This window comes from Salipaludibacillus aurantiacus, assembly GCF_900111295.1.
Taxonomy (GTDB): Bacteria; Bacillota; Bacilli; order Bacillales; family Salisediminibacteriaceae; genus Salipaludibacillus; species Salipaludibacillus aurantiacus.
The window spans coordinates 18,664-43,761 of the sequence record NZ_FOGT01000021.1; the positions used below are offsets into that span (position 1 = coordinate 18,664).

General features: G+C 46.0%; 20 protein-coding genes and 1 pseudogene. 5 read left to right on the plus strand and 16 right to left on the minus strand.

Annotated features, from left to right (window positions below; genetic code table 11):
* Positions 1 to 42: 42 nt before the first annotated feature.
* The 6 genes from ftsX to secA all read right to left on the minus strand — a co-directional run bounded on the left by ftsX (position 43) and on the right by secA (position 7,363).
* Entirely contained in the window at positions 43 to 936 is an 894-nt protein-coding gene (gene ftsX / locus BMW59_RS18855) for a permease-like cell division protein FtsX (RefSeq protein WP_093055425.1), read from the minus strand.
* A complete protein-coding gene (gene ftsE / locus BMW59_RS18860) occupies positions 926 to 1,612 on the minus strand; it encodes a cell division ATP-binding protein FtsE (protein ID WP_093055427.1) in 687 nt (228 codons plus the stop codon). Before ftsE ends, ftsX begins: the two co-directional genes overlap by 11 nt.
* A 423-nt stretch (positions 1,613 to 2,035) precedes the next feature.
* Positions 2,036 to 2,386: a c-type cytochrome gene (locus BMW59_RS18865; RefSeq protein ID WP_093055429.1), complete on the minus strand. Its 351-nt coding sequence runs from the start codon at positions 2,384 to 2,386 to the stop codon at positions 2,036 to 2,038.
* Between the two features lie 65 nt (positions 2,387 to 2,451).
* Complete coding sequence (locus tag BMW59_RS18870; protein ID WP_093055431.1) at positions 2,452 to 3,348, minus strand: YitT family protein; 897 nt, start codon at positions 3,346 to 3,348, stop codon at positions 2,452 to 2,454.
* Between the two features lie 254 nt (positions 3,349 to 3,602).
* A protein-coding gene (gene prfB, locus BMW59_RS18875; RefSeq protein WP_143051261.1) for a peptide chain release factor 2 occupies positions 3,603 to 4,704 on the minus strand; the annotation gives its coding sequence in 2 pieces (ribosomal slippage) (positions 3,603 to 4,631 and positions 4,633 to 4,704; 1,101 coding nt in all).
* A 139-nt stretch (positions 4,705 to 4,843) separates the two neighbouring features.
* Complete coding sequence (gene secA, locus BMW59_RS18880; RefSeq protein ID WP_093055435.1) at positions 4,844 to 7,363, minus strand: preprotein translocase subunit SecA; 2,520 nt, start codon at positions 7,361 to 7,363, stop codon at positions 4,844 to 4,846.
* Positions 7,364 to 7,802: 439 nt separating this feature from the next.
* Here secA and glcT point away from each other — a divergent pair, with 439 nt between their 5' ends.
* The gene (gene glcT, locus BMW59_RS18885) at positions 7,803 to 8,645 is read left to right on the plus strand and encodes a glucose PTS transporter transcription antiterminator GlcT (protein ID WP_093055437.1); all 843 of its coding nucleotides are present in this window, start codon (positions 7,803 to 7,805) and stop codon (positions 8,643 to 8,645) included.
* A gap of 215 nt (positions 8,646 to 8,860) precedes the next feature.
* The gene (gene ptsG, locus BMW59_RS18890) at positions 8,861 to 10,903 is read left to right on the plus strand and encodes a glucose-specific PTS transporter subunit IIBC (RefSeq protein ID WP_093055439.1); all 2,043 of its coding nucleotides are present in this window, start codon (positions 8,861 to 8,863) and stop codon (positions 10,901 to 10,903) included.
* Between the two features lie 112 nt (positions 10,904 to 11,015).
* Here the strand turns inward: ptsG and hpf are convergent, their stop codons facing one another.
* Together hpf and BMW59_RS18900 are read right to left on the minus strand one after the other, a co-directional pair.
* Entirely contained in the window at positions 11,016 to 11,570 is a 555-nt protein-coding gene (hpf, locus tag BMW59_RS18895) for a ribosome hibernation-promoting factor, HPF/YfiA family (RefSeq protein WP_093055441.1), read from the minus strand.
* Between the two features lie 365 nt (positions 11,571 to 11,935).
* Positions 11,936 to 12,133 (minus strand): cold shock domain-containing protein, encoded by a 198-nt coding sequence (locus BMW59_RS18900; protein ID WP_093055443.1) that lies wholly within the window; start codon positions 12,131 to 12,133, stop codon positions 11,936 to 11,938.
* 894 nt (positions 12,134 to 13,027) lie between these two features.
* Here BMW59_RS18900 and BMW59_RS18905 point away from each other — a divergent pair.
* Together BMW59_RS18905 and BMW59_RS18910 are read left to right on the plus strand one after the other, a co-directional pair.
* The gene (locus BMW59_RS18905; protein WP_093055445.1) at positions 13,028 to 13,576 is read left to right on the plus strand and encodes a single-stranded DNA-binding protein; all 549 of its coding nucleotides are present in this window, start codon (positions 13,028 to 13,030) and stop codon (positions 13,574 to 13,576) included.
* A gap of 33 nt (positions 13,577 to 13,609) precedes the next feature.
* Positions 13,610 to 13,858 (plus strand): hypothetical protein, encoded by a 249-nt coding sequence (locus BMW59_RS18910; protein ID WP_093055447.1) that lies wholly within the window; start codon positions 13,610 to 13,612, stop codon positions 13,856 to 13,858.
* Between the two features lie 236 nt (positions 13,859 to 14,094).
* Here BMW59_RS18910 and manA read toward each other — a convergent pair whose 3' ends face one another.
* Entirely contained in the window at positions 14,095 to 15,057 is a 963-nt protein-coding gene (manA, locus tag BMW59_RS18915) for a mannose-6-phosphate isomerase, class I (RefSeq protein WP_177174438.1), read from the minus strand.
* 231 nt (positions 15,058 to 15,288) lie between these two features.
* On the opposite strand from manA, the gene BMW59_RS18920 reads away from it, so the two are divergent.
* Positions 15,289 to 17,061, plus strand: coding sequence for an alpha-glycosidase (locus BMW59_RS18920; protein ID WP_093055451.1), 1,773 nt, complete (start codon positions 15,289 to 15,291; stop codon positions 17,059 to 17,061).
* A gap of 137 nt (positions 17,062 to 17,198) precedes the next feature.
* On the opposite strand, the gene BMW59_RS18925 is transcribed toward BMW59_RS18920, so the two are convergent.
* The 7 genes and pseudogenes from BMW59_RS18925 to BMW59_RS18955 all read right to left on the minus strand — a co-directional run bounded on the left by BMW59_RS18925 (position 17,199) and on the right by BMW59_RS18955 (position 25,002).
* Positions 17,199 to 18,251: an alpha/beta fold hydrolase gene (locus tag BMW59_RS18925; protein WP_093055453.1), complete on the minus strand. Its 1,053-nt coding sequence runs from the start codon at positions 18,249 to 18,251 to the stop codon at positions 17,199 to 17,201.
* Between the two features lie 15 nt (positions 18,252 to 18,266).
* On the minus strand, positions 18,267 to 18,656 hold the full coding sequence (locus BMW59_RS18930) for a DUF8042 domain-containing protein (RefSeq protein ID WP_093055455.1): 390 nt from the start codon (positions 18,654 to 18,656) through the stop codon (positions 18,267 to 18,269).
* 1,005 nt (positions 18,657 to 19,661) lie between these two features.
* A pseudogene (fliS, locus tag BMW59_RS18935) lies at positions 19,662 to 20,054 on the minus strand (flagellar export chaperone FliS); the annotation flags it as partial.
* Positions 20,055 to 20,386: 332 nt separating this feature from the next.
* Positions 20,387 to 20,776, minus strand: coding sequence for a flagellar protein FlaG (locus tag BMW59_RS18940; protein ID WP_093055459.1), 390 nt, complete (start codon positions 20,774 to 20,776; stop codon positions 20,387 to 20,389).
* Positions 20,777 to 20,890: 114 nt separating this feature from the next.
* Positions 20,891 to 21,244, minus strand: a complete 354-nt coding sequence (gene fliT / locus BMW59_RS18945; protein WP_093055461.1) for a flagellar protein FliT — start codon at positions 21,242 to 21,244, stop codon at positions 20,891 to 20,893.
* Between the two features lie 137 nt (positions 21,245 to 21,381).
* Positions 21,382 to 23,181: a flagellar filament capping protein FliD gene (fliD, locus tag BMW59_RS18950; protein ID WP_245733229.1), complete on the minus strand. Its 1,800-nt coding sequence runs from the start codon at positions 23,179 to 23,181 to the stop codon at positions 21,382 to 21,384.
* Between the two features lie 243 nt (positions 23,182 to 23,424).
* Positions 23,425 to 25,002 carry a flagellar hook-associated protein 2 gene (locus BMW59_RS18955; RefSeq protein ID WP_093055463.1) on the minus strand — a complete coding sequence of 526 codons (1,578 nt, stop codon included), beginning with the start codon at positions 25,000 to 25,002 and terminating at the stop codon, positions 23,425 to 23,427.
* Positions 25,003 to 25,098: the final 96 nt, after the last annotated feature.

A 25,098-nucleotide genomic window follows, 5' to 3' on the forward strand; every position in this document is an offset into this window, starting at 1 on the left:
TCCTGGGAAATAACTTAGGGAAACGGGCAAGGGGAAGTTCTATTAAACTTTCAAGAACTTCCTCACGCTCATGATGCTTCCCCATACACCGACAATTGCACCGATTCCTAGCAGAAGTAAGGATGTTTGAATGGTTAAAGGATAGACTGGTAAAAATTCAAAGAACTCTAAACCTGTACTTTTACCAATAGCTTCATAGAAACGGACGTAGCCAAAGGTCAATACGCTGATTGGAACAATCGCTCCGAGGGTACCGAGAAGCAGGCCTTCTATAAAAAATGGCCAGCGGATAAAGCTGTTTGTAGCACCTACAAGTTTCATAATCTGAATTTCTGTCTTCCTTGCCAAAATTGTCAGTTTAATAGTGTTGGCAATTAGAAAGATGGCTGTGAATACCAGCCCCACTATTAAACCTGCACCTACAATTCGCACAAAATCTGTAGCAGAGAACAGTTGGTCGAAAATGTCTCTTCCATATTCGACTCCTTCGACATGATCCAGGTCTTCAATTTCATGGGCAATAATTTCTGTTTCCTGAGGATCCTCTGCCCTTACTACGAAGACATCATTTAATGGATTCTCATCCCGCAGACTTTCAAAATAATCCCCTTCGTCTCCTAAACTGTCAATAAAGGCTTCGAGCCCTTCCTCTTTAGGGACATATTCAACGGATTCAACTTCGTTAAAATCACTTAAACTTTCTCCAAGCTCCTCCTGGTCTTCTGCCTCAGCTGTTAAATCCACAAATACGCGGATTTCCACATCGTCTTCCAGCGAGCTTGCAAAATGATTAATATTCATGATTAAAAGAAGAAAAGCTCCTACTACGAACAGGGTGACGGTCACCGCGCTAACTGAAGCAAAGGTCATCCATCCGTTTCGGACCAGGTTTTTTGCGCCTTCTTTTATGTGCCTGCCAAACGTTCTAAATTTCATAGCCGTATGTCCCCCTTATTTCATCCCGGGAAATGCGGCCGCCTTCTATGGCAATTAATCGCTTGCGCATATTATCAACAATATCTCTGTTATGAGTGGCCATCACCACAGTTGTTCCGCTCTCGTTGATTTCCTCGATAATGTGCATAATCTCCCATGAGGTTTCCGGATCAAGGTTTCCTGTCGGCTCGTCCGCAATCAGTACAGCCGGTTTGTTGACGACAGCGCGGGCTATTGCCACCCTCTGCTGTTCTCCTCCGGATAATTCATGTGGAAGGAACCTTGCTTTATTCTTTAAACGGACAACATCAAGTACTTCCATCACTCTTTTGCGGATATTTTCTTTGCTTTCCTCGATAACTTCCATTGCGAAAGCAACATTTTCAAAGACTGTGAGATTAGGGAGCAGCTTAAAATCCTGGAATACCACTCCAATATTTCTTCTTAAATATGGAATGTTTTTTTCTTTTATTTTTGATAAATCTTTCCCATCAATTGTTATTTCTCCACGAGTTGGCTTTTCCTCACGATACATCATTTTGATGAACGTAGATTTCCCCGCACCACTAGGACCAACTACATAGACAAATTCTCCCTTTTTGATGTATATGGAAATTCCGTTAACGGCCATGACACCGTTCGGGTACGTTTTCCATACATCCTGCATTTGAATCAACCCTATCACTTCCCTTTACTGGTCTTTCTAAGATGCCTGTTCAGTTTAAACAGCTGTAGACTACAACCCATATGGGTGCAGCCGACCCTTTTATTCTAAAATTAACGTATATAATCAATTTTCATAATTTCCTTATTTATGTAATTAACAAGGACTTTAATAGAGTAACGTACTCGTTACCCTTACACATTATATCATCATTGTTCGGCAAAAAAAGTTAAAGTTCATTACATTTATATTTCAAACAGGCAACAACTTTGTCATTTTTCTATTTTTTTCGACAAGAGACTGTAATTAAGCGATTTGTGGACTTGTTATAAAAACCAGTGGTGGCGTAAGTTTCCTTCATTTCCACAAAAAAAAGAAGAAGGAAAAAGCGGTATGCTTTAACCTTCTTCTTTATAAGTTAATTATGAATGCTTATTACTGATCTGCGACCCAGGCTGCTACGTCATCTGCATCATCACCTGTGACAAGGTCAGCTGGCATCGTTCCCGGTCCTGCCTCAATTGCCGAACGGACTTCATCTTGGGAAGATCCTTGCAGGTTAGGGCCTGAAGCGCCTTCAAGGTCACCGCCGTGACAGGATGCACAGTTCTGTGCATAAAGCTCTTCACCGTTTGCGAGGTCGTATGTACCTTCGTCGGCTGCATTATCTGTCGTCTCTGCATTGTTACCGTCGTTTACCGGTTGATCCTCATCATTGCCGCCGTTATCCCCGCATGCTCCTAATACTAGTACTGCACCAAACATGGCAAATAGAAATTTCTTCATGTTTCCCCTCCTCAAAAAATAATTGGCAGGTTTTTCTAAAACCTTCACCTACTATTATAACCTATTTATTTTTTTTTGAAACCTTCTCCTAAAACTTCTGAGGCGTTGCTGACCACTACAAAGGCTTCCGGATCAATTGTCTGTACGAGACGCTTAAGTTTTGTGACTTCATTCCTGCTTACTACACACATTAATACTGGCCTTTCGTGGTTCGTGTATCCTCCATACCCTGCTAACTTTGTTACTCCGCGGTCAACTTTAGTCAAAAGTCCCTGTTTGAGTTCTTCTTCATATTTGGAGATAATAATAACCATTTTTGAATATCCGAAACCTACTTGCACCATATCAATCGTTTTTCCGGTAGTAAACAATCCAATGAGTGCGTAAAGAGCGAACTCAAAGCCGAATACGGCGGCAGACATCGCCACAACCAGTCCATCCATAATAAAAACGCAGACGCCCAGTGTCAGTCCTGTGTATTTATTGATTATTTGAGCGGCCAGATCAGTGCCCCCGGTTGAGGAATTAGACCTGAAGACGATACCCAGTCCCAGGCCGACTCCTATGCCGCCAAATATGGCAGCTAAAAGAGGATCCATCGTGGCCGGTTCCAAATGTCTGGTTAAGTAAACGACAAACGGGAGAAAGAGTGTCCCTGCAAGCGTTTTGGTTCCATACAATATGCTTCCTCTAAGACTTCCGCCAAGCAGCAGCACACCCGCAATAAATAACGGAACGTTAAGTGCCCATTGGGTATAAGCGGGTTCAAAATAAAAAACGTTATAAATAATCGTAGAAATACCGGCAACCCCGCCCGAAGCTATTTGATTTGGCAGAAGGAAAATATTAAACGCGACCGCGACGATTGCCGAACCTGCGAACACGTGGGCAAATTCGAAAATAGTCCGTTGGACCGGCGTGAGCGGCTCCTGGTCTCTTCTGTTCTGAATCCTTTTCATCATATCCATCACCTGAGTTTCATAAAAGATGTTCTGACAAAGCTGTCAATTTTCTGCATGACGCAAAATCCTACAGTAGTATAGCACCGCTTCCCCCGCCTGTAAACGCGACCAGACTAACGCTTTAATGCACTGCCTCGCTGGGGGACAGACCCCCCAGCAATTGGAAAAAACCTAGATGGATGAGGGCGCGCCTCCTCCATCTAGGTTTTGTTTAACGGGACATTATTACTCTGTTTCTGGCAGGATTAAGGGAATCAGTCGATTTGAGAACGGAGATATGCATCTATAAATGGAGCGAGCTGTCCGTCCATAACAGACTGGGTGTTCCCTGTTTCCATATTGGTTCTGTGGTCTTTGACCATATTATAAGGATGGAAAACATAGGAACGGATCTGGCTTCCCCAGCCGATGTCCGATTGTTCTCCGCGCAGCTCTTCTGCTTCCTGGCGCTGCTTTTCCATTTCCTGCTGGAAGAGCTTAGCCTTTAACATCTTCATTGCTTTTTCACGGTTTTTAATCTGTGACCGTTCTGACTGGCAGCTTACAACAGTGTTTGTCGGCAAGTGCGTCATACGTACAGCTGAATCGGTCGTGTTAACATGCTGGCCGCCTGCTCCACTTGAACGGAAAGTGTCAATACGAAGCTCATCAGGTGACACGTTAATTTCTACATTATCGTCCAGTTCCGGCATGACATCACACGAAACAAATGAAGTGTGCCGGCGTCCCGACGAATCGAATGGTGATATTCGAACAAGCCTGTGTACGCCTTTTTCCGCTTTAAGGTAACCATAGGCATTATGTCCCTGAATAAGCAGGGTGACACTTTTAACCCCTGCTTCGTCGCCAGGGAGGTAGTCCATTGTTTCTACTTTGAAACCTTTAGACTCTGCCCAACGTGTGTACATACGAAGAAGCATAGACGCCCAATCCTGGGATTCTGTCCCCCCGGCGCCCGGGTGAAGTTCCAGGATTGCATTGTTCTGGTCATACGGTTCACTTAAAAGAAGGTCGAGTTCAAATTCATTAAGCCGGTCAACCAGTTTCTTCACGCCTGAGTCAAGCTCCTTAGCCAGTTCCTCGTCTGCTTCTTCTTTAACAAGTTCAAGAGAAACTTCAAGATCTTCATGCTCTGCTTCTAAATCGCGGTATGTGTTTGTCATTGCTTTTAATGCATTATTTTCTGAAATCACTTTTTGAGCGTTGTTTTGATCCTCCCAAAATGAAGGATCAGCCATCTTATCTTCGAGCTCAGCAATTCTGGTCTCTTTTTCTTCTAAGTCAAAGAGACCCCCTGAAGTCCGCTAATCGCTTAGCCATTGTAGACAATTCGTTCTTAATATCTGATAGTTCCATTTAAAATCATCACCTCTGCATTTATTAACGTGCGAAATTTGGGAATTGCTGGGGGGACAGACCCTCCAGCAGACCCTCCAGCAATTGGAAATAAGGAGAAGGTGCTTTAACAGGAAAGCACCCTCTCATGTCAGCCTTTTTACTGGCCGCAGCACTGTTTGAATTTCTTGCCTGACCCGCATGGACATGGGTCATTTCTTTTTACTGTTTCACCTTTTTTAAAAGGGGTTTTTTTCTTGCTTTCTTTATTGTTTTGAGTCGTACTCTGGTGGACGGCTTTTCCTTCAGCCACTTGTTTCCGCTCCAGGTTTGACTGGATCTGGGCTTTCATAATATATCGGGAGACTTCTTCTTCGATCGAAGCAATCATCTGCTCGAACATTTCAAAGCCTTCAAATTTATATTCGCGCAGCGGATCATTCTGCCCGTAGGCACGAAGGTGGATTCCCTGTCTCAGCTGATCCATCTGGTCAATGTGACTTGTCCATTTGGAATCAACTGTGCGAAGAAGGATTACCCGTTCGAATTCCCTCATTGTCTCTGCAGTAAACTGTTCTTCACGGTCATTATATTCCTCTGACACTTTTTCCATGATCAGCTCGACCATTTCTTCCGGCTCAAGTCCGTTAATTTCCTTTAAAGTCACTTCCCGCTCGTTGAGCACTGTGGCGTTAATATAATCAACGATCCCCTGAAGGTTCCAGTCCTCCGGCACCTCATCCTGAGGTGTATATAGAGACACGTTACGCTCAACTGTTGACTCGAGCATTTTTTCAACAACAGGCCTTAAGTTCTCAGACTCAAGCACTTCCATACGCTGTTCATATATAACATCACGCTGCTCTCTCATGACATCGTCATATTGAAGAAGCTGCTTACGGGCGTCAAAGTTGTTGCCTTCCACCCGCTTCTGGGCTTGTTCCACTGCCCGGGTGATCAGCTTACTTTCAAGAGGCTGGTCTTCTTCCATCCCCATTCTGCCCATCATTTTACTCATATTTTCAGAGCCGAACCTGCGCATGAGTGTATCTTCAAGCGACAGATAGAATTGAGAGCGTCCCGGATCTCCCTGACGCCCTGAACGCCCGCGCAGCTGATTGTCAATCCGCCGTGATTCGTGGCGCTCGGTACCGAGAACAAATAAACCGCCGAGTTCTTTTACGCCTTCACCAAGCTTAATATCGGTTCCCCGTCCGGCCATATTTGTTGCAATGGTAACGGCTTTTTTCTGACCTGCATTTTCAATAATCTCGGCCTCACGGGCATGGTTTTTAGCATTCAATACGTTATGAGGCACTTTCTTCTTCTTCAGCATGGAAGAGATCAGCTCAGACGTATCCACACTCACCGTACCTACAAGGACGGGCTGGCCTTTTTCATGTAATGCCTTAATTTCCTCAATAATAGCCTTAAACTTGGCGTCGATCGTTTTATAAATTAAGTCAGGCCGGTCTTCACGGATAATTGGCTCATTCGTAGGAACAGAATACACGTTCATATTATAAATATTACGGAACTCTTCTTCCTCAGTTTTAGCCGTACCTGTCATACCTGATAACTTCTGGTACATACGGAAGTAGTTCTGAAACGTAATTGAAGCGAGCGTCATGCTCTCCCGCTTAATTTCCAGCCCTTCCTTGGCCTCAATGGCCTGGTGGAGTCCGTCGCTGTAACGGCGGCCTTTCATCAGGCGCCCTGTAAACTGGTCAACAATGGCTACTTCGCCGTCATCCACTACATAATCTTCATCCCTCACCATAACTTTATGGGCTTTCAGCGCCTGATTAATATGGTGATTCAATTGAACGTGCTCTGAGTCGAATAAATTATCAATGTTAAAAACACGTTCTGCTTTACTGACACCGTCATCTGTAAGCTGTACGTTTTTAGTTTTCTCATCGTACGTGTAATCCACTTCTTCTTTAAGCATTCGCACAAATGAGTTAGCTGCTGTATATAGCTCTGTCGTCCGTTGGGCAGACCCTGAAATAATCAGAGGCGTCCGGGCTTCATCAATTAAAATAGAGTCGACTTCATCGACGATGGCGAAATGGAGCTTACGCTGTACCATCTGTTCTTTATAAGTGACCATGTTATCGCGGAGATAATCAAAGCCAAACTCATTGTTGGTCCCGTAAGTCACATCCGCGGCATAAGCTTCGCGCTTCTCTTCTTTGGACATTCCGCTTAAGTTCAGACCGACAGTGAGACCTAAGAAGTTATAAAGTTTTCCCATCTCTTCAGCATCACGGCGGGCAAGATATTCGTTCACTGTGACTACGTGCACGCCCTTTTCCGGAATCGCATTTAAATACACCGCCAATGTAGCGACAAGCGTTTTACCTTCCCCTGTTTTCATCTCGGAAATATCGCCCCGGTGAAGGACAATCCCCCCGAGAAGCTGTACACGGTAATGAGTCAGTCCGAGCGATCTCGTTGCCCCCTCGCGGACAACTGCAAAAGCTTCTGGAAGAAGGTCGTCCAGCTTTTCACCATCCCGGTAACGCTGGCGGAACTCTTCGGTTTTTTTTCGAAGGCCTTCATCACTTAACTTTTTTACCTCATCACCAAACGAGTCAATCTGATCCAGTTGTCTGTCCAGTTTCTTCAGATGTCTTTTATCCGTATCTCCAATGACCTTTCTTAATAAACCTAACATCGGACATTGCTCCCTTTTTTCAGTTTTCTATGAAAATCGTAACATTTTCACTCGTATACTATGCGCCTGGCTGCTATCATTCAAAAAATAAATGCTTGCTCTTTAGCATGCAGGCAGAGGCACACTACCTCAGCCCGTCTTTATCATAGAAAGATCAGGCTTTCAACTTTACGCTACCCTTCATTTTATCAGTTTGCCCACACGCTTACAAGCAGTGACAGGACTCCAGGAAATAAATGGGGGGACAGACCCCCCATTTATTCCCAAGTTGAAGTCGCGTGCTGAGTTCTCTATAATACTTGTATTGTAAACGCTTTTTATGACCATAGTATGAGGGAGCTTTTTCTGCCTCTCCTTTAGATAGATTGAATGGTTTTCGCCTTACTTTTAGCCTGGGCTCGGAAACAGACTGACTATATGAACGTTCGGAGGTGATCATATGCTGTCCGTGAAAAAAGTATTAAATAACAACGTTATTATTGCTGAACACCCCGACTATGAGGAAGTAGTTCTTATTGGCAAAGGGCTCGGGTTCGGAAAACAAACCGGACAGGAAGTGGCCGGGGAAAAAGCAGAGAAATTTTTCGTATTAAAAGATGCCAGTGAGCAGAAGCAGTTTATGAACCTGCTCGAATATGTGGATGAAGACTTTATCGGGATAATGAATGAATTTATTGAGAAGCTCGAAAGCCGCTTCGGCACAAATATGAACGAACACATTCATATCGGCCTTACCGACCACCTTTATTTTGCCATAAAAAGGATTCGCCAGGGGCAAGGGATTAAAAACCCTTTTTTACAGGAAACAGAACTGGCCTATCCAAAGGAATATGCGGCAGCCACCGAGCTGACTGAATGGCTTAACGAAAAACTTAACGTAAGAATCCCAGAAGGGGAGATCGGATTTATCACCCTCCATATTCACAGCGCGTTAACTAACAGGAACTTAGCTGAAATTAATAAACATACCCAGCTGGTCAGCGAACTCGTCACTATTATTGAGGACTATTTGCAAATTAAAATAGACAGGCAGGATTTAAATTATCTGCGCCTGGTCCGTCATTTACACTCTGCGATCGAACGCATCCAGACCGAATCCTATGTGGAAAATCAAGACAATTTAAAAAAAGTATTGCAGGCTGAGTATCCTGTATGCTATAATTTGTCCTGGAAGTTGATGAAAATCATGCAACAGCGCTTACAAATGTCCATACCTGATGCAGAAGCTGTCTATCTGACACTTCATCTGCAGCGGCTGGACACACCAAAAACGAATACGTAACGGAATTGTCCGGCTGAACGGACCACTTTTCTTTTTCCGTGTTACTGGTTATGCAGGCATGAGAGAAAAAGGATTGTAGTAGAAAACCTCAGGTGTGAAGTCTATTCTTCACGCTGGTTTCACTGCATTCTTTTTCCCTCATGCCTTTTTGTTTGCCCGCGCATGGTTTTCATCACAGAAATCATATATTTTATATTTTTTAAGGAGATGGGATTATGTTAAAAAATTCTTTTGGAACACTGCAAAAGGTCGGTCGTTCTCTTATGCTTCCTGTCGCACTGCTCCCGGCAGCCGGGATTCTTCTGGCTTTCGGTGACGCGATGCAAAACCCGGACATGATTGCCCGGTTTGGATTCCTTGAATCCGACATCATTGCCCTTATTGCTGAAATGATGCAGGAAGCCGGTGGAATTGTCTTTGCTAACTTAGCCTTGCTTTTTGCTGTCGGTGTCGCTATCGGCCTTGCTAAAGGTGACGGAGTCGCAGGACTTGCCGCTATTATTGGTTATTTAATTATGAATGTGACGATGAGCGTTATCGGCGGAATAGATTCTGAGGCTGTAGCAGGCAGTCCGGATCTCGCCAATGTGCTCGGCATTCCAACCTTGCAAACCGGGGTGTTCGGCGGTATTATAGCCGGTCTGCTCGGGGCCTATATGTATAACCGGTTTTACAATATTGAATTACCTTCATATCTCGGGTTCTTTGCAGGTAAGCGTTTCGTTCCAATCGTAACAGCTGCCTCAGCCATTATGCTCGGTGTAATTATGCATCTCGTTTGGCCGTTTGCCCAGGATGGCTTGAACACTCTTGCGTATTTCATGACAGAATCAAACCGTACCATTGCGACATTCATTTTTGGTGTTATTGAGCGTGCACTGATTCCGTTCGGTCTTCACCATATTTTCTACTCGCCTTTCTGGTTTGAATTCGGAACTTATACTAATGCCGCCGGAGAAGTGATCCGCGGAGACCAGCAAATTTTCTTTAACCAGATTCGTGACGGTGCCGAACTGACAGCGGGTGCCTTTATGACAGGTAAATTCCCATTCATGATGTTTGGTCTTCCTGCTGCTGCGCTTGCGATCTATCACTGTGCACGCCCTGATCAGAAAAAGATTGTAGCTGGTATTATGGGGTCTGCAGCATTAACGTCTTTCTTAACTGGGATTACAGAACCAATCGAATTCAGTTTCTTATTCGTTGCACCACTATTGTTTGCTGTTCATACTATTTTTGCAGGATTATCGTTTATGACAATGCATTTGCTCGACGTCCAAATCGGGATGACATTCTCAGGCGGGGTCATTGACTTCTTCCTTTATGGAATCCTGCCAAACCGTACAGAGTGGTGGCTCGTCATTCCAGTCGGACTCGTCTTTGCAGTCATTTATTACTTCGGGTTCCGATTTGCGATTACAAAGTTCAACCTTATGACGCCGGGCCGTGAAGAAGCGAATGGAAACGGCGGAGCTGGAGAATCCAAAGCTGCCGGCAGCAACAATGAGCTTCCTTACGAAGTGCTTAAAGCTTTCGGTGGGAAAGAGAACCTTAACTACCTGGACGCGTGTATTACACGTCTAAGAATCAGCGTAGAAGACGTATCCAAAGTTGACAAAGACCGCCTGAAAGAACTAGGTGCTTCAGGGGTTATGCAAATAGACAAAAACATTCAGGCTATTTTCGGACCTCGCTCCGAAACAATTAAAGGACAGATGGAAGATATTATTGACGGACAGGCACCGGAGCCTGAAAAGGAAAGTGCTGCAGGCGTTGAACCTGTTGGTCCTGTAGAAAGCGATACAGCTGTAGCCATGCCGTTAAATGGCGACATTAAACCTCTTTCTGAAGTACCGGACAAGATGTTTGCGGAAAAAATGATGGGCGACGGTTTTGCGATCGAGCCTTCTGAAGGGCGCGTTGTATCACCAGTTGACGGGAAAGTTGTCAACTTATTCACCACAAAACACGCCATCGGCCTTGAAGCAGAAGACGGTACAGAAATATTAATTCACGTAGGAATTGACACTGTAAACCTGAAAGGAGAAGGCTTCGAAGCCCATGTGGAACAAGGGGACAACGTCTCTGTCGGCCAGGAGCTTCTCACCTTTGATCTTGATGCGATCAGTAAAAAAGCCCCTTCTGTGATCACACCAGTTGTTTTCACAAACTTAAGCGACACTCAAAAAGTAGTTATTGAAAAAGAAGGAGTGACCAAGACCGGTGAAACCGGCCGGGTAAGCATAGTTAAAAAATAATTGGAAACTGCTGGGGGGTCTGTCCCCCCAATTCCTTCCAACTCCCGACACTCTAAAAACGCCGACCGGCATTCAGCCGGTCGGCGTTAATTTTAATCACGTATATTCAGGTTTATTCCGGTTCGATCAAGCCGTAACGGCCGTCTTTACGTTTATAAACAACGTTCGTAAACCCGCTTACTGAGTTGGAGAAAACGAAGAAATTGTGCCCTAGCATATCCATTTGCAGCACAGCTTCTTCAGCATCCATAGGCTTCAGGTCAAAACGCTTTGTACGGACAATCTCGATATCGTCATCATCCGCAGGTATTTCTTCTTCAGCCAGCGGCTCCAGCTCGTTTTTAAACATATACTTTAAGCTGTCATCTCCGCGGAATTTGCGGTTTACTTTTGTTTTATGTTTTCTGATCTGACGTTCCAGCTTCTCGATCACAAGGTCGATCGCTGCATACATGTCAGTATGTTTCTCTTCCGCCCGGAGCAGAAGTTTAGGCATCGGAATCGTAATTTCCACTTTTTGTTCATTGTTTAAAATGCTCATTTTTACGTGTACATCGGAAGAAGGCGTCGTATCAAAGTATTTCTCAAGTTTGCCTACCTTCTTTTCAACATAGTCCTTTAATGATGGAGTAATTTCCAGGTTTTCGCCACGAATATTAAAATTCATTAGCAAACTCCTCCTTTCGGTTATGTATGTAATCTTCTTCATACCCTGTTCATATTCCTGCTAAAACTTAAATAAACTTTACGTTTTTTATCAAAAAATGTCGTTTTTTCTTTACTCTGTCGAATGACAGCAAAAAACGCCACGTGGAAACAGAGCTTTACTCTTAGCTTTTGTAAAAAATCTCCACATATACATCCTCTAAGCCTATACCTGCTCCAGTGAAGGAAAAACCCGCTTTCCGGATGGAAAACGGGCTATTGTTCGCTCTAAATTCCCTAAACCATATATTCAGCCCGTACTCATTGAACGGGTGCACCATTCATTTTTAGGGCTTAATGAATAAATAAGTAACTCAGGGATGCGAATTAAACTTTTGTAACGTTAGCAGCTTGAGGGCCACGAGCTCCTTCAACAATTTCGAATTCTACATCCTGACCTTCATCAAGAGTTTTGAATCCTTCCTGATCGATAGCAGAGTAATGTACAAATACATCGTCTCCGTCTTCTCGCTCAATAAATCCAAAACCTTTTTCTGCATTAAACCATTTTACTTTTCCTTGCATTTTTTTAACACAATCCCTTCGTTAAAAAATCTGTGGGCATTCCCACAACTTCAATATAACAATCGATTTCCAGTTCGTCAAACTGTTTTTGGCTGATTATTTTGACAAATTTCGCAAACTATGGGCCACAAGCATGATAACGCTTTATTAAATAATTTAATCCTATAAGAATGTTAATTATATCAAAAAACCATTTCAGGAAAAATATAGCTGAATTTGTCACTTTTTAGGTATATTTACCTATTGTTCAGGATAACTTCCTCCAATAAAATACGACTTATAGCAACACATTTTGCACTCACACGTAACTTTATACTTACTTTTCACAAGTTCTCCCCCCTGATTATTAGGCAGGTTGCCTTACATATTCTGAAATTGGCAGCTTACCTTAATAATAATATATTCAACCTCTTACCGGATCAGCCGGCTTCACTGTCTTGGCCCGGTGTTCAACATTCCTCCTCTCATCCAGGAGTAGATTTTTTCTTGTCAGCATATGATTCTCTTCCAACACCAATTTAGAAAGACAAGTCTGCAGTAATGTTGAACGTCCCAATCAAAACAGAGAGAGCAATTAAGGAATAGCGAGCCCGCTCTCCTCCCCCTTTTTAATTTCCTGCTCCAAAGGAGGAATGCCTCTTCACCACATCAACTATGAACGTATGGCGTTTTCGTTTTTCACCCACTCCTCAATGCAGTGGTCCCTTCGGTGCGCTGCAGAAGCGGACAAAGTTCTTCAGGAGAGCACCCTGAATCTCCCCCACTGATTCACTGCAGACCGGAATTCAGAATTACCCTCACCCTTTAACTCGTTCGTCATTTATCCGCGCAGTATATTTTCCACATCAGTTCATTTCTAACAAACCATTGTTTTTAAAAAGGAGAGACATACACATGCTAAACCAGTTTACACTTATCGGCAGAGTGGCAAGAGATCCGCAGCTCCAAACAACCAGAGACGGTATCTCTTTCACGAGATTTACTTTGGCCGTCAGAAGATCCTTTAAAAATCAACAAGGACAGTATGATACAGATTTTATTCAACTCATTTCCTGGAATAAAATGGCCGAACGTGTTGCCGACTATTGTACAAAAGGCTCGTTAATATCTGTCAACGGCAGACTGCAAATGAGAACGTTGGAACACGAGCAGCAAAAGAGAATGACAATCCCTGATATCGTTGCAGAAAATGTGACGTTCCTTCAGATGAAGCGGGCTGACCAGCAGCAAAGCGTAAACCAGGTTCATATCCCCCCAGCGCCCCAAGCTTCTCCACAAACAGCTGACAGGTCTTCCGAAAGCAATCAGCCTGAGCACCAGCCCCCGGCCTCAGCTTCGAGTGTCCCTGCAGCTTCAGTCCTTCCTGACGGCGCCCAGCCTGCCGATCCACAAGTTCATACGAACTTACATACAGCGGCAGCTGTCCAGACTTCTTCCACTTAAGAAGCTGCCAATATGTTAACAGGAGGACAGACAATGAAAGAAGAAGATTTATTAAAAGTGATTTTACACCGGCTCGCAAAAATCGAGGCGAAAATGGCTAAACAGGACGACCTGGATGAAATACACGAACAGCTTTTTGAGCAGGATGAACAAATCAGGCATATTAGCGATGGCCTGCAGGCACTGAAAGTTAATTTGGAGATCAGGCACATTGAAAATATGAATTCAGATGACGTGCTTCTCAGATCCATTCTTGACAGGAAGTCATTGCAGTATAAATAAAAAAACCTGGAAAGGAATGTTGCTGCTTTCATTTAAATTTTTGTTCTTACAGGATCACGACGGATCTGCCAAATAGAAAAGGCTTCCGCCAAGTCCTGGCAGAAGCCTATCCGCTTAAAGAATTTTTAAACCTTCACTAAAAAAGGTGGGACCTAAAATGGGCCCGCCCCCTTGTATTTCTATTCTACTCTTAGTTGACCTGCAGCTTCCTCCACTTGGTATTAGTCACGATCAATCTATTTTGTCGATTCTGACACAATGATAGTTACATCTCCGCTGATTTCATAACTGTCCACCGTAGAAGGAATGATAAAGTGGTCTCCCTGCTTGACTAAATGCACGGCTTCTTCCGTCTGCACCTTAGCTGAGCCTTCAATGACACTCACTAACTGGTAAGAAGAGTTTAGCCTTTTTAAAGTGTCTCCCTGCTTCTTCAGCGACCATTTATGCACAGTGAAGTATTCTTCCTTTATCAGCCTTTCCACTTTCAGGCCGTCCTCTTCCCAGGAAGGCCGGTCAAGCGCCGGATCCTCGTGCGGTACCATTGAGCAGGCAATGGACTCTTCAATATGAAGCTCCCTGAGTTTTCCGTCCTGCCCCGGGCGGTTATAGTCATAAAACCGGTACGTGATATCGGAACTTTGCTGGACTTCAAGAAGCAGAATACCTTTCCCAATGGCATGGACCGTTCCGCTCGGCACATACACAAAATCTCCCTGCTGGACAGGGACCCGCCGGAAAAGTTCCTCCCATTTTTCCTCATCTACCATTTCTTTCAGTTCATCTCTCGACTCTGCATTATGCCCAACTACGAGTTCAGCACCCGGTTCGCTGTCCAGTATGTACCAGCATTCAGTTTTCCCGAACTCATAGCCTTCATGCTCTTTCGCATACTTATCATCAGGATGGACCTGAACAGACAAATCATCCTGGGCATCGATTATTTTGACGAGAAGCGGAAATTCCTCCCCCTCCTCTTCAGCAAAAAGCTCCCTGTTTTCTTCCCATAACTGGCGCACGGTTTTTCCTTCAAACGGTCCGTTAACCACCTTATTCGTCCCGTTCACATGACCGGAAATGCCCCAGCATTCACCAGTCTGATCACTTGGAATCGGAAAGCCGAACAGCTCTTTCAGCTTCTTGCCTCCCCAGACTTTCTCCTTAAAAACAGGTTCCAACAGCAGAATATCTTTCATCATTATCTTCTCCTTTTTGTCACATCTTAATTGGACACGCTTTCACGTGAATGCTATAATGTGCGTAAATATAAGTTCTTTTTTTATACACCTTAGCGCAAACGATTGCACTAAATTTTTCCCCAAAAATCAACGTCTCATGCCATTTATTCTATCGATGTTTGAAACGAGATTCAAATGGTAATTATGTCACAAACACATCAACCGGGACCTGCTCCCTTAAGGAGGAAAATTATGTTACTAGAAGCCATTTACCACCAGCCAAAATCACAATATGCCTATGCCTATGATGAAGAAACACTTCACATCCGGGTGCGTACGAAACGGAACGATATGGACCGCGTCTCAGTCGTATGGGGCGATAAATATGACTTTGTCCCTGACAAAATTACAACGACCGAGATGGAAGTGTTCGCAAAGGACAGCCTGTTTGATTACTACCAGGTCGCTATTAAGCCTCCGTTCCGGCGCTTTGCTTACGCATTTAAATTTGAAAAAGGCGACCGCACGGTGTTCTGGAATGAAGTCGGTTTTACGGAAGACAGCCTCAGTTCATCCGGTGTAGGGATGCTATGGTCCCCGTCCGGGATGTTTGAGTTTCCGTTTTTAAATGCGGTCGATGTGCACACCCCTCCTGAGTGGGTTAAGAACGCCGTTTTTTATCAGATTTTCCCTGAACGGTTTGCAAACGGAGACCCTTCGCTAAACCCGGAAAATACTCAAGCCTGGACACACGAATCGGTGCCTACCCGGGATAATTTCTTTGGAGGCGACCTCCAGGGCGTTATCGATAACCTTGATTATCTTCAGGAACTCGGTATTACGTGCATTTACTTCACACCGTTTTTCGAAGCCTTTTCCAACCATAAATATGACACGATCGACTACTTGAAAGTTGATCCTCAGTTCGGAGACAATAAGACAGCGAAAAAGTTAGTCGATGAAGCCCACAAAAAAGGAATCCGTGTGATGCTTGATGCCGTGTTTAACCATTCAGGTTACTACTTCCCGCCGTTCCAGGACGTGTTAATAAACGGAGAGAAGTCCCGCTTTAAAGACTGGTTCCACATTAAAGAGTTTCCTGTTTCAACCGATCCGCTCAATTACGACACGTTTGGTTTTGTGCCTGAAATGCCTAAGCTGAATACGGAGAACCGGGAAGTGAGAGCTTACTTATTAAAGGTGGCGCGCTATTGGGTCGAAGAAATCGGGGTCGACGGCTGGCGCCTTGACGTGGCAAACGAAGTTGACCACCGTTTCTGGCGCGACTTCCGTGACACAGTGAAAGCCGCAAACCCGGACGCGTACATTCTCGGTGAGATCTGGCACAACTCGATGGCCTGGCTTCAGGGCGACCAGTTCGATGCGGTCATGAACTACCCGGTTACAAACAGTATTCTCGATTTTTTTGTAAAAGACGAGATTGATGCTGAATCGTTTATGGGTCGTCTGGATGCCATGCAAATCGCTTATCCGAAACAAGCGAACGAAGTGGCGTTTAATCTGCTGGATTCGCATGATACACCAAGGCTTCTCCATATCGCTGAAGGTAATAAAGACCGTATGAAACTCGCGGCCCTTTTCCAGCTCACATACATGGGCGCACCGTGTATTTATTATGGAGACGAAATCGGCATGACCGGCGGCGGAGACCCTGGTTGCAGAAAGCCGATGATCTGGGAAGAAGAATATCAGGACCGCCAGCTGTTTGAATTTTATAAAAATATCATTCAGCTGCGTAAGGACCACCCTGCCTTGAAAGACGGCACATTTAAATTTTTATCCGCTGAAAAAGATAATAAATACATTGCTTTTGAACGTACTGACGAAAACGACCGGTTCATCATTGTGATGAACAGCGGTGATACGAAACAGAAGGTCGAAATCAACGACATGGAACCGGGCAAGTTCCGCAACCTTTACGGCACCGGCTCCTATGAGGTTGAAAACCGCGTCCTAAGCCTTGAACTTGAGCCGTTAAGCGCCGCAGTTCTGAAAGAAAAATAAGTTTCTGACGTATATAAAACTGCGTAACGGCCATACTGAAGCTATACCCAAGCTAACCAGTTAAATTCGATATAAAAAACCCCCCGCCTGTCTTTACCCCTTTGTACAGGCAGGGGGTTTTTATTTTTTTCCGCCAATTATTTCTCAAGGAAGTACTGCAAAATGATATCATCAAGCCCCGGGAGATTTTCATGCTCGAAGTCCGGAAACAGTTCAAGCCGTTTCGGTGACGCAATCTTATTATAGGCTGCGAACTGTGAAGAAGGCGGGCAGATTTCGTCCATAAGCCCGACGCCCATTAAAACCTCTGCTTTGATTCTCGGCGCCAGATGCTGAATATCAATATACCCGAGTTTAGTAAATACCTCATGCCGCCGTTTATGCTGGGGATCAAATCTGCGGAAATAACGCCTCAGATCCTGATAGGCCTCAACCGCCAGATCCAGTTTCCACACGCGCTTGTAGTCGCTTAGAAACGGATAAACCGCAGCTGCTTTTTTGATACGCGGCTCGAGAGCGGCACAAACGAGAGCCAGCCCTCCGCCCTGAGACCAGCCTGTTGTGACCACTTCATTTTCATCAATATCAGGTCTGTCCATGACGATTTTTGCCAGCTGCGCTGCGTCCAGAAAGACCTGCCGGTAAAACAGATTATCCGCATGGTCATCGAGCCCCCGGGTCACATGCCCCTGAAGGGTATTCCCCCTCACGCCACCGACATCTTCGGACTGTCCGCCCTGTCCGCGCACATCCATAGCAAACACCGTATAACCAAGAGCCGCGTAATGAAGCTTGTCACTCCAGTCGCCAGCATTCATACTGTACCCGTGGAACATGAGAATAGCCGGATTTCGCTTCGGGGGGTTATCGGCGTTTTCGCCGGCCTCCTCAGACCTGCTGCCTGTGTCAGCTGTCCCGTCCTTATCACTGGTATTAGTCTGGTAAGGAGCCGGGCCGGATTTCGGCATAAGGACCTTCACATGAATCCTCGCTCCCCTGACGCCGGTAAAGTACATATCATAACAGTCAGCGATCCCAACCTGAAAATTGGACGGAATGAGTTCAATTTTCGGATCCACCGTGTTCATTTCTTTAAGGGCACGGTCCCAGTACTCATTAAAATCAACGGGACGCGGGTTTGTTCCCTGATAATTCTTAAGCTCATTAATCGGCATATCGATCATCGGCATAGCTTCTCCCCTTTTCTAATGAGTCATGATGTATTTATCAATAATTTTCGTCCAATTTCTTTTTCGCGGCAGCAGCGTTTCATGTAAAAAAACCATCCGCTCCTGCTCATGAGGAAAGACTTCCTCTACTTTTTCAGCCTGAAGAGCCGCCTCCTGAAAGAGATTCAATGCCTCAATCGCTTCGGCATCTTTCTGAAAAATCGACTGAATCGTCAGGTTTTCTTCATTATAAGGGATCAGCCCCTGCATCACACTTTTTAACAGCCTGTCCCCAATATCATGATCATTCTTTATATAACATTCACTCACATAATTAATGGCACTCTCTACTTCCGTTAGAAGCTCTCTGTAATTTTTTAAAAACGTCTGCTGGGCCTCAGTTAATTGAGTTGAAATAGCCTGCACCTCCAAATTTGCTAATTGATGTCTATTTTAACAAAGTTTCAGGGAGAAGAGGAGGGTGAACAGCAGGTAATCGGGCTAACGGCCCTTCAGGTGAGCCGCAGCCCGGGGAGTTTAGGCTTATAAATGGGGAGTTCGGAGGTATTTATAGGGGGCGGCTCGGCTGGAATGGGAGGGAGGGCTGTATAAGGGGGAGTCGGCTATATGACAGAGAGGATAGCTGCATACGGCGGGGGTTTTGCTGTATAACAGGGAAGCTGCCTGTATAGCTGGGGGATTTTGCTGTGCAACAGGGGGAGCTGGCTGTTTAGCTGGGGATTTTGCTGTGCAACAGGGGGAGCTGGCTGTTTAGCTGGGGGATTTTGCTGTGCAACAGAGAGGATTTGCTCTATAACTGGGGATTCTGATGCTTAGCGGGCGGTTCTATCAAACGAACGCGGAATTTAACGGTATCATTGAGGGATTTTAGCTTATGAATATTGGATTCAGCGGTTTGATCAGGGGAACTCTACCGTATAGATCGGTAATTCTACCGTATAAAACCGGAACTCTACCGTATAAACTCGCGACTCTACCGTATAGATCGGCGACTCTACCGTATAACAATTTTCGACAAATTACGCACCCACCACCCCGCCATCGGACGACCGCCGCCAGAAGTTCAACCCTTCATCCCCTCAACCCCTCATCCGCCGGCCCCCAACCACCAGCCTTCCCCAAAAGGGGTCAGACCCCCCAGTAATTCCCATCTCCCACCTCATAAAAAAAACGTTTGCGGCGGCCTCCTGGCTGTCGCAAACGTTCCTCAAAGACTTCTAATTTAAATTACTCTTATTTCCGGAAACTTCTCTGACCGCCGCCTGCGGCTGTCAGTCCTTGTCTAGACTGGGCATACGGATTCCCTGGTGCCCCTTTTGCTGTTCCTCTTCCGGAAGCTCCGGCAGTCACCGCGCCCCCGTTACTTCCCGAAGCTTGAGCCGAAGCAGGCGTGCCGCTTCCTGTACTTCCACCGGCGCTTCCGTGACGCTGCTGCCGGTCCAGTTTAATCACTTCTTTCCATGTATCGCGGAAGTCCGCCACAAACGTTTCCGCCTGCTTCAGCGCTTCCATATCGTTTGCCGTATTCGCCTCAACGAGCTTTGATAAAATAAAATCATACATCTGCATCATATTACCGCTTACGGCAACGTCGGTATTCAACGTCACCATCAGCTCACGGATAATGTTTTGCGATTTAATTAAATTTGTATTCTTTTCCTCAATATTGTTCTCTGCAATCGCCTTTTCTGCCCGTTTAATAAACTTCAGGCACCCTTCATAAAGCATGAGCGTCAGCTCGCCCGCTGATTTCGTCTCTACTGAAGACTGCTTGTACTTCGCGTAAGGATTATTAACCGCCATATCGTCGACACCCCTCCAATGTGCTCAGCTAAGCCGGCCCCTAAGCCGCCCCCGTAAATTCACACACAACATTCTTTTACAAATGGCTCCGTTAAACTTTGTGGTTAATTTTCGCTTCAGGGCGTTCACTGCAATCAACCCCTGATTATAAAATCACTTTCACCTTTTTCAGAGCCTTCACAACAAAACACTTCCATATTAAATAACAGCCGTTTGTATAAGAACCGGCTGACTCACTCACCTATCCCCTTTATCGGCATCCACCGCCATCTTTTTAACAGAAAAAGCAAAAAGAACCCGTAAAAACGAGTTCCTTCTGCTTAACCATCACCTTAAACTTTTTCATCAATAATAATGCCGGCAAATTCAAGCATCGACGAAATCATATCAAGAAACTCCTCAGGCGGAATTTCTTTAACAACCTCCTCTGTCGAACGGTCAACCACCTTCACCATTGTCCGGTTCAGCACCTCATGCTGCTCAAACTGAAGCGACGTCGAACGGAACATCCCTAAATCATTCATGGCTTCCACCGCATGCTCCAGCTCCTCTAGCGACCACTCGCGCCCCTTCACCCGGGACTCGTGCTCAGCCAGACGCGACGACGTATCCACACTTCCCTGTGCCTCGCCACTCTCACGCGCCTGCACCGGCCCCCGCTCAGCCTTCACCTGCTGAAACAAATCACTCACCGACATCGAGCCCATTGATCTCACTTCCATGTGCATCAACTCCTACTCTTGGCCTTTCCTATTTATTATCGGCAACTCCCGCCGCAGCTTTCACTTTTTCGGGAAAAATCACGTGGTTACCTATAGAATAGGAGTAGGACGACTCTACTTTTTCGAATCGAAGAACACACCATCGGCAGTCGGTCCATCATAAGGGGATTCATATTTTTTACCCGTGCTTTTCCGCTTCTTCAGCTGGCTGATATCCATCCGTATCTTTCCCTGAATTGCGTTCATACGCGAGTTAATCTGTTTGTTCATCTCAATGAGTTCAGTCGCAAGACGCTCATCCGTTTCATTGTCAGGCCTCGTCAGCCCCGTCATCAGCATCTGGCGCCTGCCAAGATAAGATTCAATTGCTTCGATATACTCTTCCCGTCCGTCGTCTTCAGGAAGAGGCTGATCCAGATGATCGTGAAGCTCTTTAGTGATGCCGTGCAGCTCTTTCAACACTGCCATACCGTCCCCTCCTTTTTAAAAGAAATTTAGTCATGGCGGAAGTCTCAGCTCAAACGCGAGTTATGTAAAAAGCAAAGCAGCCGCTTTGCTTCCATAAAGCTTTTATTCACCTTATTTAGAATGTATAAACGTCCGTGCTACATCCCCCCGTATAAAGAGGCAAACAATGATTCGGCCTGGGAGTTGGCTTTTGCGACCGCTTTTTCCATCGCAGTGAACTGGGCCCAGTAACGCTGTTCCACCTGTTGCATCCGCCGTTCAAAATTGGAAATTTTGTCATCCAGGCTGTTCAGTTCGCGTCCGAGGGCAAACTGATGATTAAGGTTCCGCCCTCTTAGGCCGCCGGCTCTCCTGGAAACCTGGTCAATTAACCCATTAGCACTCTCACGAACCCGGCGCGCCACACCTTTATCGGCCTGAGTCGGCCCGTCTCCGGCAAAAAGCTGGAAGACGGCTTCTGCGTCTGTATCAATCGCCTTCTGCAGTTTATCTTCATTAATTTCAAGCTTCCCGCCGTCACGGTAATTACTCGTCGTTGAAATGCCAATTTGCGCAAGCTGGTTAAACGACGCGTCTGCCCCAGTGTTGACCGGTGTATACATGTCCATTCTGAACGTGTTAAAGCCGCTCCTGAGCGTGCGGTCATTCCTGAGCAGCCCGCTCATCGCCCGCTCTTCCCACCTTTCAATTTCGCGGTCAGTCATCGCATCCTTCTGGTCGTCGGTCAGCGGACGGTAGTCCCGGTAAAACTCCTGGCCAAGCTTTTCATTAACGAGATCGACAAGCTCATTATATTCCTCTACAAACCCTTTAATCGTATCCATAATTTTATCTGTATCTGTTGAAGCGCCGATCGTGACAGAGTTTTCACCTTCAAGAAAAGTCCCTTGAAGGGTCATGGTGACGCCATTCATCGTAAACGTATTGGAGTGGCGGTGTGTGGTCAGCCCGTTAACCGTAAATTCAGCATTCGTGCCCCCGCGTTCCGGCGCAGCCCCGAGTTGAAGCGCCTCAGTAAAGAAAGCTCCCTGAAATACGAGTTCACGCTCTTCCCCCTCCGGTCTGAACTGGCCTGTAGACGTGCGGCTCACCGCGATTTTATCCGAAAAGTCGTCATAAAAGACGTTAATGCCGGCAGCGGATTTGTTCATGTCGGCGATGACCTGGCTCAACGTCTGGTTGCCGGTGATCATGAACGTCTCGGTGACGGCTTCCCCATTGGCGTTAAAGGTGGTGATGCTGGCTGCCGCGAATTGATCGGGGCCGTTTTCATCTTCTGTAAAGGCAGTCACTTCCACCTTTGCTTTGGCGGCCAGTTCTTTTCCGAACACGAGCTGGCCGTTTTCTTTGTCAATCATGACCTGTGTCGCCCGGATGTTCCCTTCGCCGAATTCTTCAACAACTTTATAGGAGACGCCGTTTACTTTAACAACGACTGAGTCCGGGTTGCCTAACTCCTGGTTCAGATCGATGTTAGTGTGTTTCTGGTCAACGGTGATTACCTGTCTGTTCACAATTCCGGTTTGCCAGAAGCTTCCTTCTGCGAAGTTCTGGTCTTTCAGCGGCTTAGCCGGATCGATTTTACTGCCATCCGAGATGGGATCCGCACTGGCGTTTGATGCCGCTGAGGCGAGCTGCCTGACTTCGCTGAGTCTGAATGATGCCCCGCTTGCCGTTGCTGCAGCTGTGGCGCTGACGAGCTGGTCGTTCGTACTCGACGCCTTTTTCGCTGTCATATTCGACCGGCGGAGAATCGTATCAAAAATATTTGTCCGGAATGTATCCAGCTTTAAGTTAATCTCACGGAACTGTTCCATTTTCCATTCAATCTGCTGCTGATCCTGCTTCATCCGGTCCATCGGCATCCGCTCGGCCCGCATTAAATCCTGAACCATCTGATTAATATCCATTCCTGTGGCAAATCCTGATAAACGCACCTACCACCACTCCTTATCCTGTATTCTGTTGTCGCTTCTTTTGTTTGAAGCCTCTGTGAATTTCTGCATAGGCTATCCATCTATTAGCTATATCGGCTCACGCGAAACAGAAGTTAACACAAACGACCGTATATAGGTATTTGGAAACAGCTGGGGGGTCTGACCCCCCAGTTTCCAGCAAAAAAACTGAACCGGAGTCCTTACTCCCGGTTCAGTTTATCGCGTCTTTACCTTTAAACTTATTTACATCTGCTGACCTCCGCCCATGAGGCCGCCCATGTGGGACATTAATTGTTCGGCCTGCGCGTTGGCCCGTGCCATCGCCTGTTCCATGGCGGTAAACTGCTTCCAATAACGTTCCTCCACTTGCTGCATACGCCGTTCAAAGTTTGAAATACGGTCTTCTGCCTGGTCTATTTCACGCCCCAGTGTAAATTGCTGGTTCGATGCCGTTTCCGAGCGCCCTGCCCGTCGGCCGATTTGTTCGATGCTCCCTGCAAGCGTGTCACGGATCCGTCTCGCAATTCCCCGCTCCCCCGGTTGCTCGCCGTCAGCAGCGAAGAGCTGATGAACTGCCTGCGGATCCTCTTCGATCGCAGCACGAAGCTGGGCTTCATCCACTTCGAGACGCCCCCCGTCCTGGTAATTGCTTGTCGTCGTGATCCCTATCTCCGCAACCTGTGTAAAACTGGCAGCCGCGCCGTCAACAGGTGTATAGAAATCCTGACGCATCTGGTTCAAGGCCCCGGTAAGCATCCGATCATTTCGCAAGAGCCCGCTGTGAGCCCGCTCCTCCCACAACTCAATTTCACTTTCGGACATCTCTCTTCGCTGCTCATCCGTCAGCGGCGCGTAATCACGGTAATACTCTTCTGACACCTTTCCGCCGACCATTTCAATCAGCTCATTATACTCTTCGACAAATCCCATCACCGTGTCAAAAATATCATCTGTATTATTTGCTACACTGATCGTCACAGGATCTGTAAACTCATCGTTCAAGGAAATATTCAGCCCGTTAATCGTAAGTTGATTGCTTTGCCGCTCCATCTCCATGCCGTTAAATGTAAACGACGCGTTACGTCCGGCCGATTCATTCGCCTCGTCCAGATTGAAAACTTCGGTTAAAAATTCTCCGGATGCCCCTTCTTCCGTTCCAAAGACAATTTCCGGATGATAGCCGTCCCCATTTTGTTCAGTATTATAGATCCCCGTCTCCGTCCTGGACATAGAAATCCTCTGGCTCTGGTCATCGTAAAACGCCTGCACGCCAAGCTCTGAGCGGTTGATCTCTGATAACATATCATTCAAACTGTCATTTTCATCAAAAGTAAACGAGACCTCGACGGCTTCCCCCTGCTCATCAAAAGTGGTCATTCCAAACTCGATTTTTCCGTCAGCATTCAATTCGACATTCCCTTGCAGCGCTTCTGCCTGGCCGATCAGCCCTTCCCCGGGATCAAACGCCGCCCCTTCATTTACAATTGAACCATCGCTGAAATTATAAGCGGACTGCGCTCTTTCGACGTCTGAAATTGTATAACTGCTGTTGGCGGCCCCCGCGGATGCATATCCGCTTACGAGATTCCCGTTAGAACTCGTTACTTCTTTTGCATCCATATTCGACGCCATAATCACCGAGTCAAAAGTGTTGTTTCGAAACTGCATAAACTCCCGGTTCACTTCCCGGTAATCCGCCATTTTTAATACAAGCTCCTGCTGATCCTGCTGCATTTTCTGAAGCGGCTGCCGTTCCGCCTGCATCAGGTCTCCTACCATCTGGTTAATATCCATCCCTGACGCGAACCCTGAAAGTCTCATCCCATCACCCTTTGTTTTTCAGGCAGCCTATACTGAAACGGCTGCTTTTTTTGTAAAAAATATGCTGTAAATTTAAATGGCTGGCCTTCCCTCTCA

Coding starts and splice junctions, on each gene's coding strand:
- fliT (WP_093055461.1), bottom strand. CDS start 21,244: ATGGCAGTGTTGAAAGAGCTGCACGGCATCACTAAAGAGCTTCACGAT.
- BMW59_RS18870 (WP_093055431.1), bottom strand. CDS start 3,348: ATGATGAAAAGGATTCAGAACAGAAGAGACCAGGAGCCGCTCACGCCG.
- glcT (WP_093055437.1), top strand. CDS start 7,803: ATGCTGTCCGTGAAAAAAGTATTAAATAACAACGTTATTATTGCTGAA.
- BMW59_RS18865 (WP_093055429.1), bottom strand. CDS start 2,386: ATGAAGAAATTTCTATTTGCCATGTTTGGTGCAGTACTAGTATTAGGA.
- BMW59_RS18900 (WP_093055443.1), bottom strand. CDS start 12,133: ATGCAAGGAAAAGTAAAATGGTTTAATGCAGAAAAAGGTTTTGGATTT.
- BMW59_RS18910 (WP_093055447.1), top strand. CDS start 13,610: ATGAAAGAAGAAGATTTATTAAAAGTGATTTTACACCGGCTCGCAAAA.
- ftsX (WP_093055425.1), bottom strand. CDS start 936: ATGAAATTTAGAACGTTTGGCAGGCACATAAAAGAAGGCGCAAAAAAC.
- hpf (WP_093055441.1), bottom strand. CDS start 11,570: ATGAATTTTAATATTCGTGGCGAAAACCTGGAAATTACTCCATCATTA.
- ptsG (WP_093055439.1), top strand. CDS start 8,861: ATGTTAAAAAATTCTTTTGGAACACTGCAAAAGGTCGGTCGTTCTCTT.
- BMW59_RS18925 (WP_093055453.1), bottom strand. CDS start 18,251: ATGCCGATGATCGATATGCCGATTAATGAGCTTAAGAATTATCAGGGA.
- secA (WP_093055435.1), bottom strand. CDS start 7,363: ATGTTAGGTTTATTAAGAAAGGTCATTGGAGATACGGATAAAAGACAT.
- BMW59_RS18920 (WP_093055451.1), top strand. CDS start 15,289: ATGTTACTAGAAGCCATTTACCACCAGCCAAAATCACAATATGCCTAT.
- BMW59_RS18905 (WP_093055445.1), top strand. CDS start 13,028: ATGCTAAACCAGTTTACACTTATCGGCAGAGTGGCAAGAGATCCGCAG.
- manA (WP_177174438.1), bottom strand. CDS start 15,057: ATGATGAAAGATATTCTGCTGTTGGAACCTGTTTTTAAGGAGAAAGTC.
- BMW59_RS18940 (WP_093055459.1), bottom strand. CDS start 20,776: ATGGAAGTGAGATCAATGGGCTCGATGTCGGTGAGTGATTTGTTTCAG.
- BMW59_RS18955 (WP_093055463.1), bottom strand. CDS start 25,002: ATGAGACTTTCAGGGTTCGCGTCAGGGATGGATATTAACCAGATGGTA.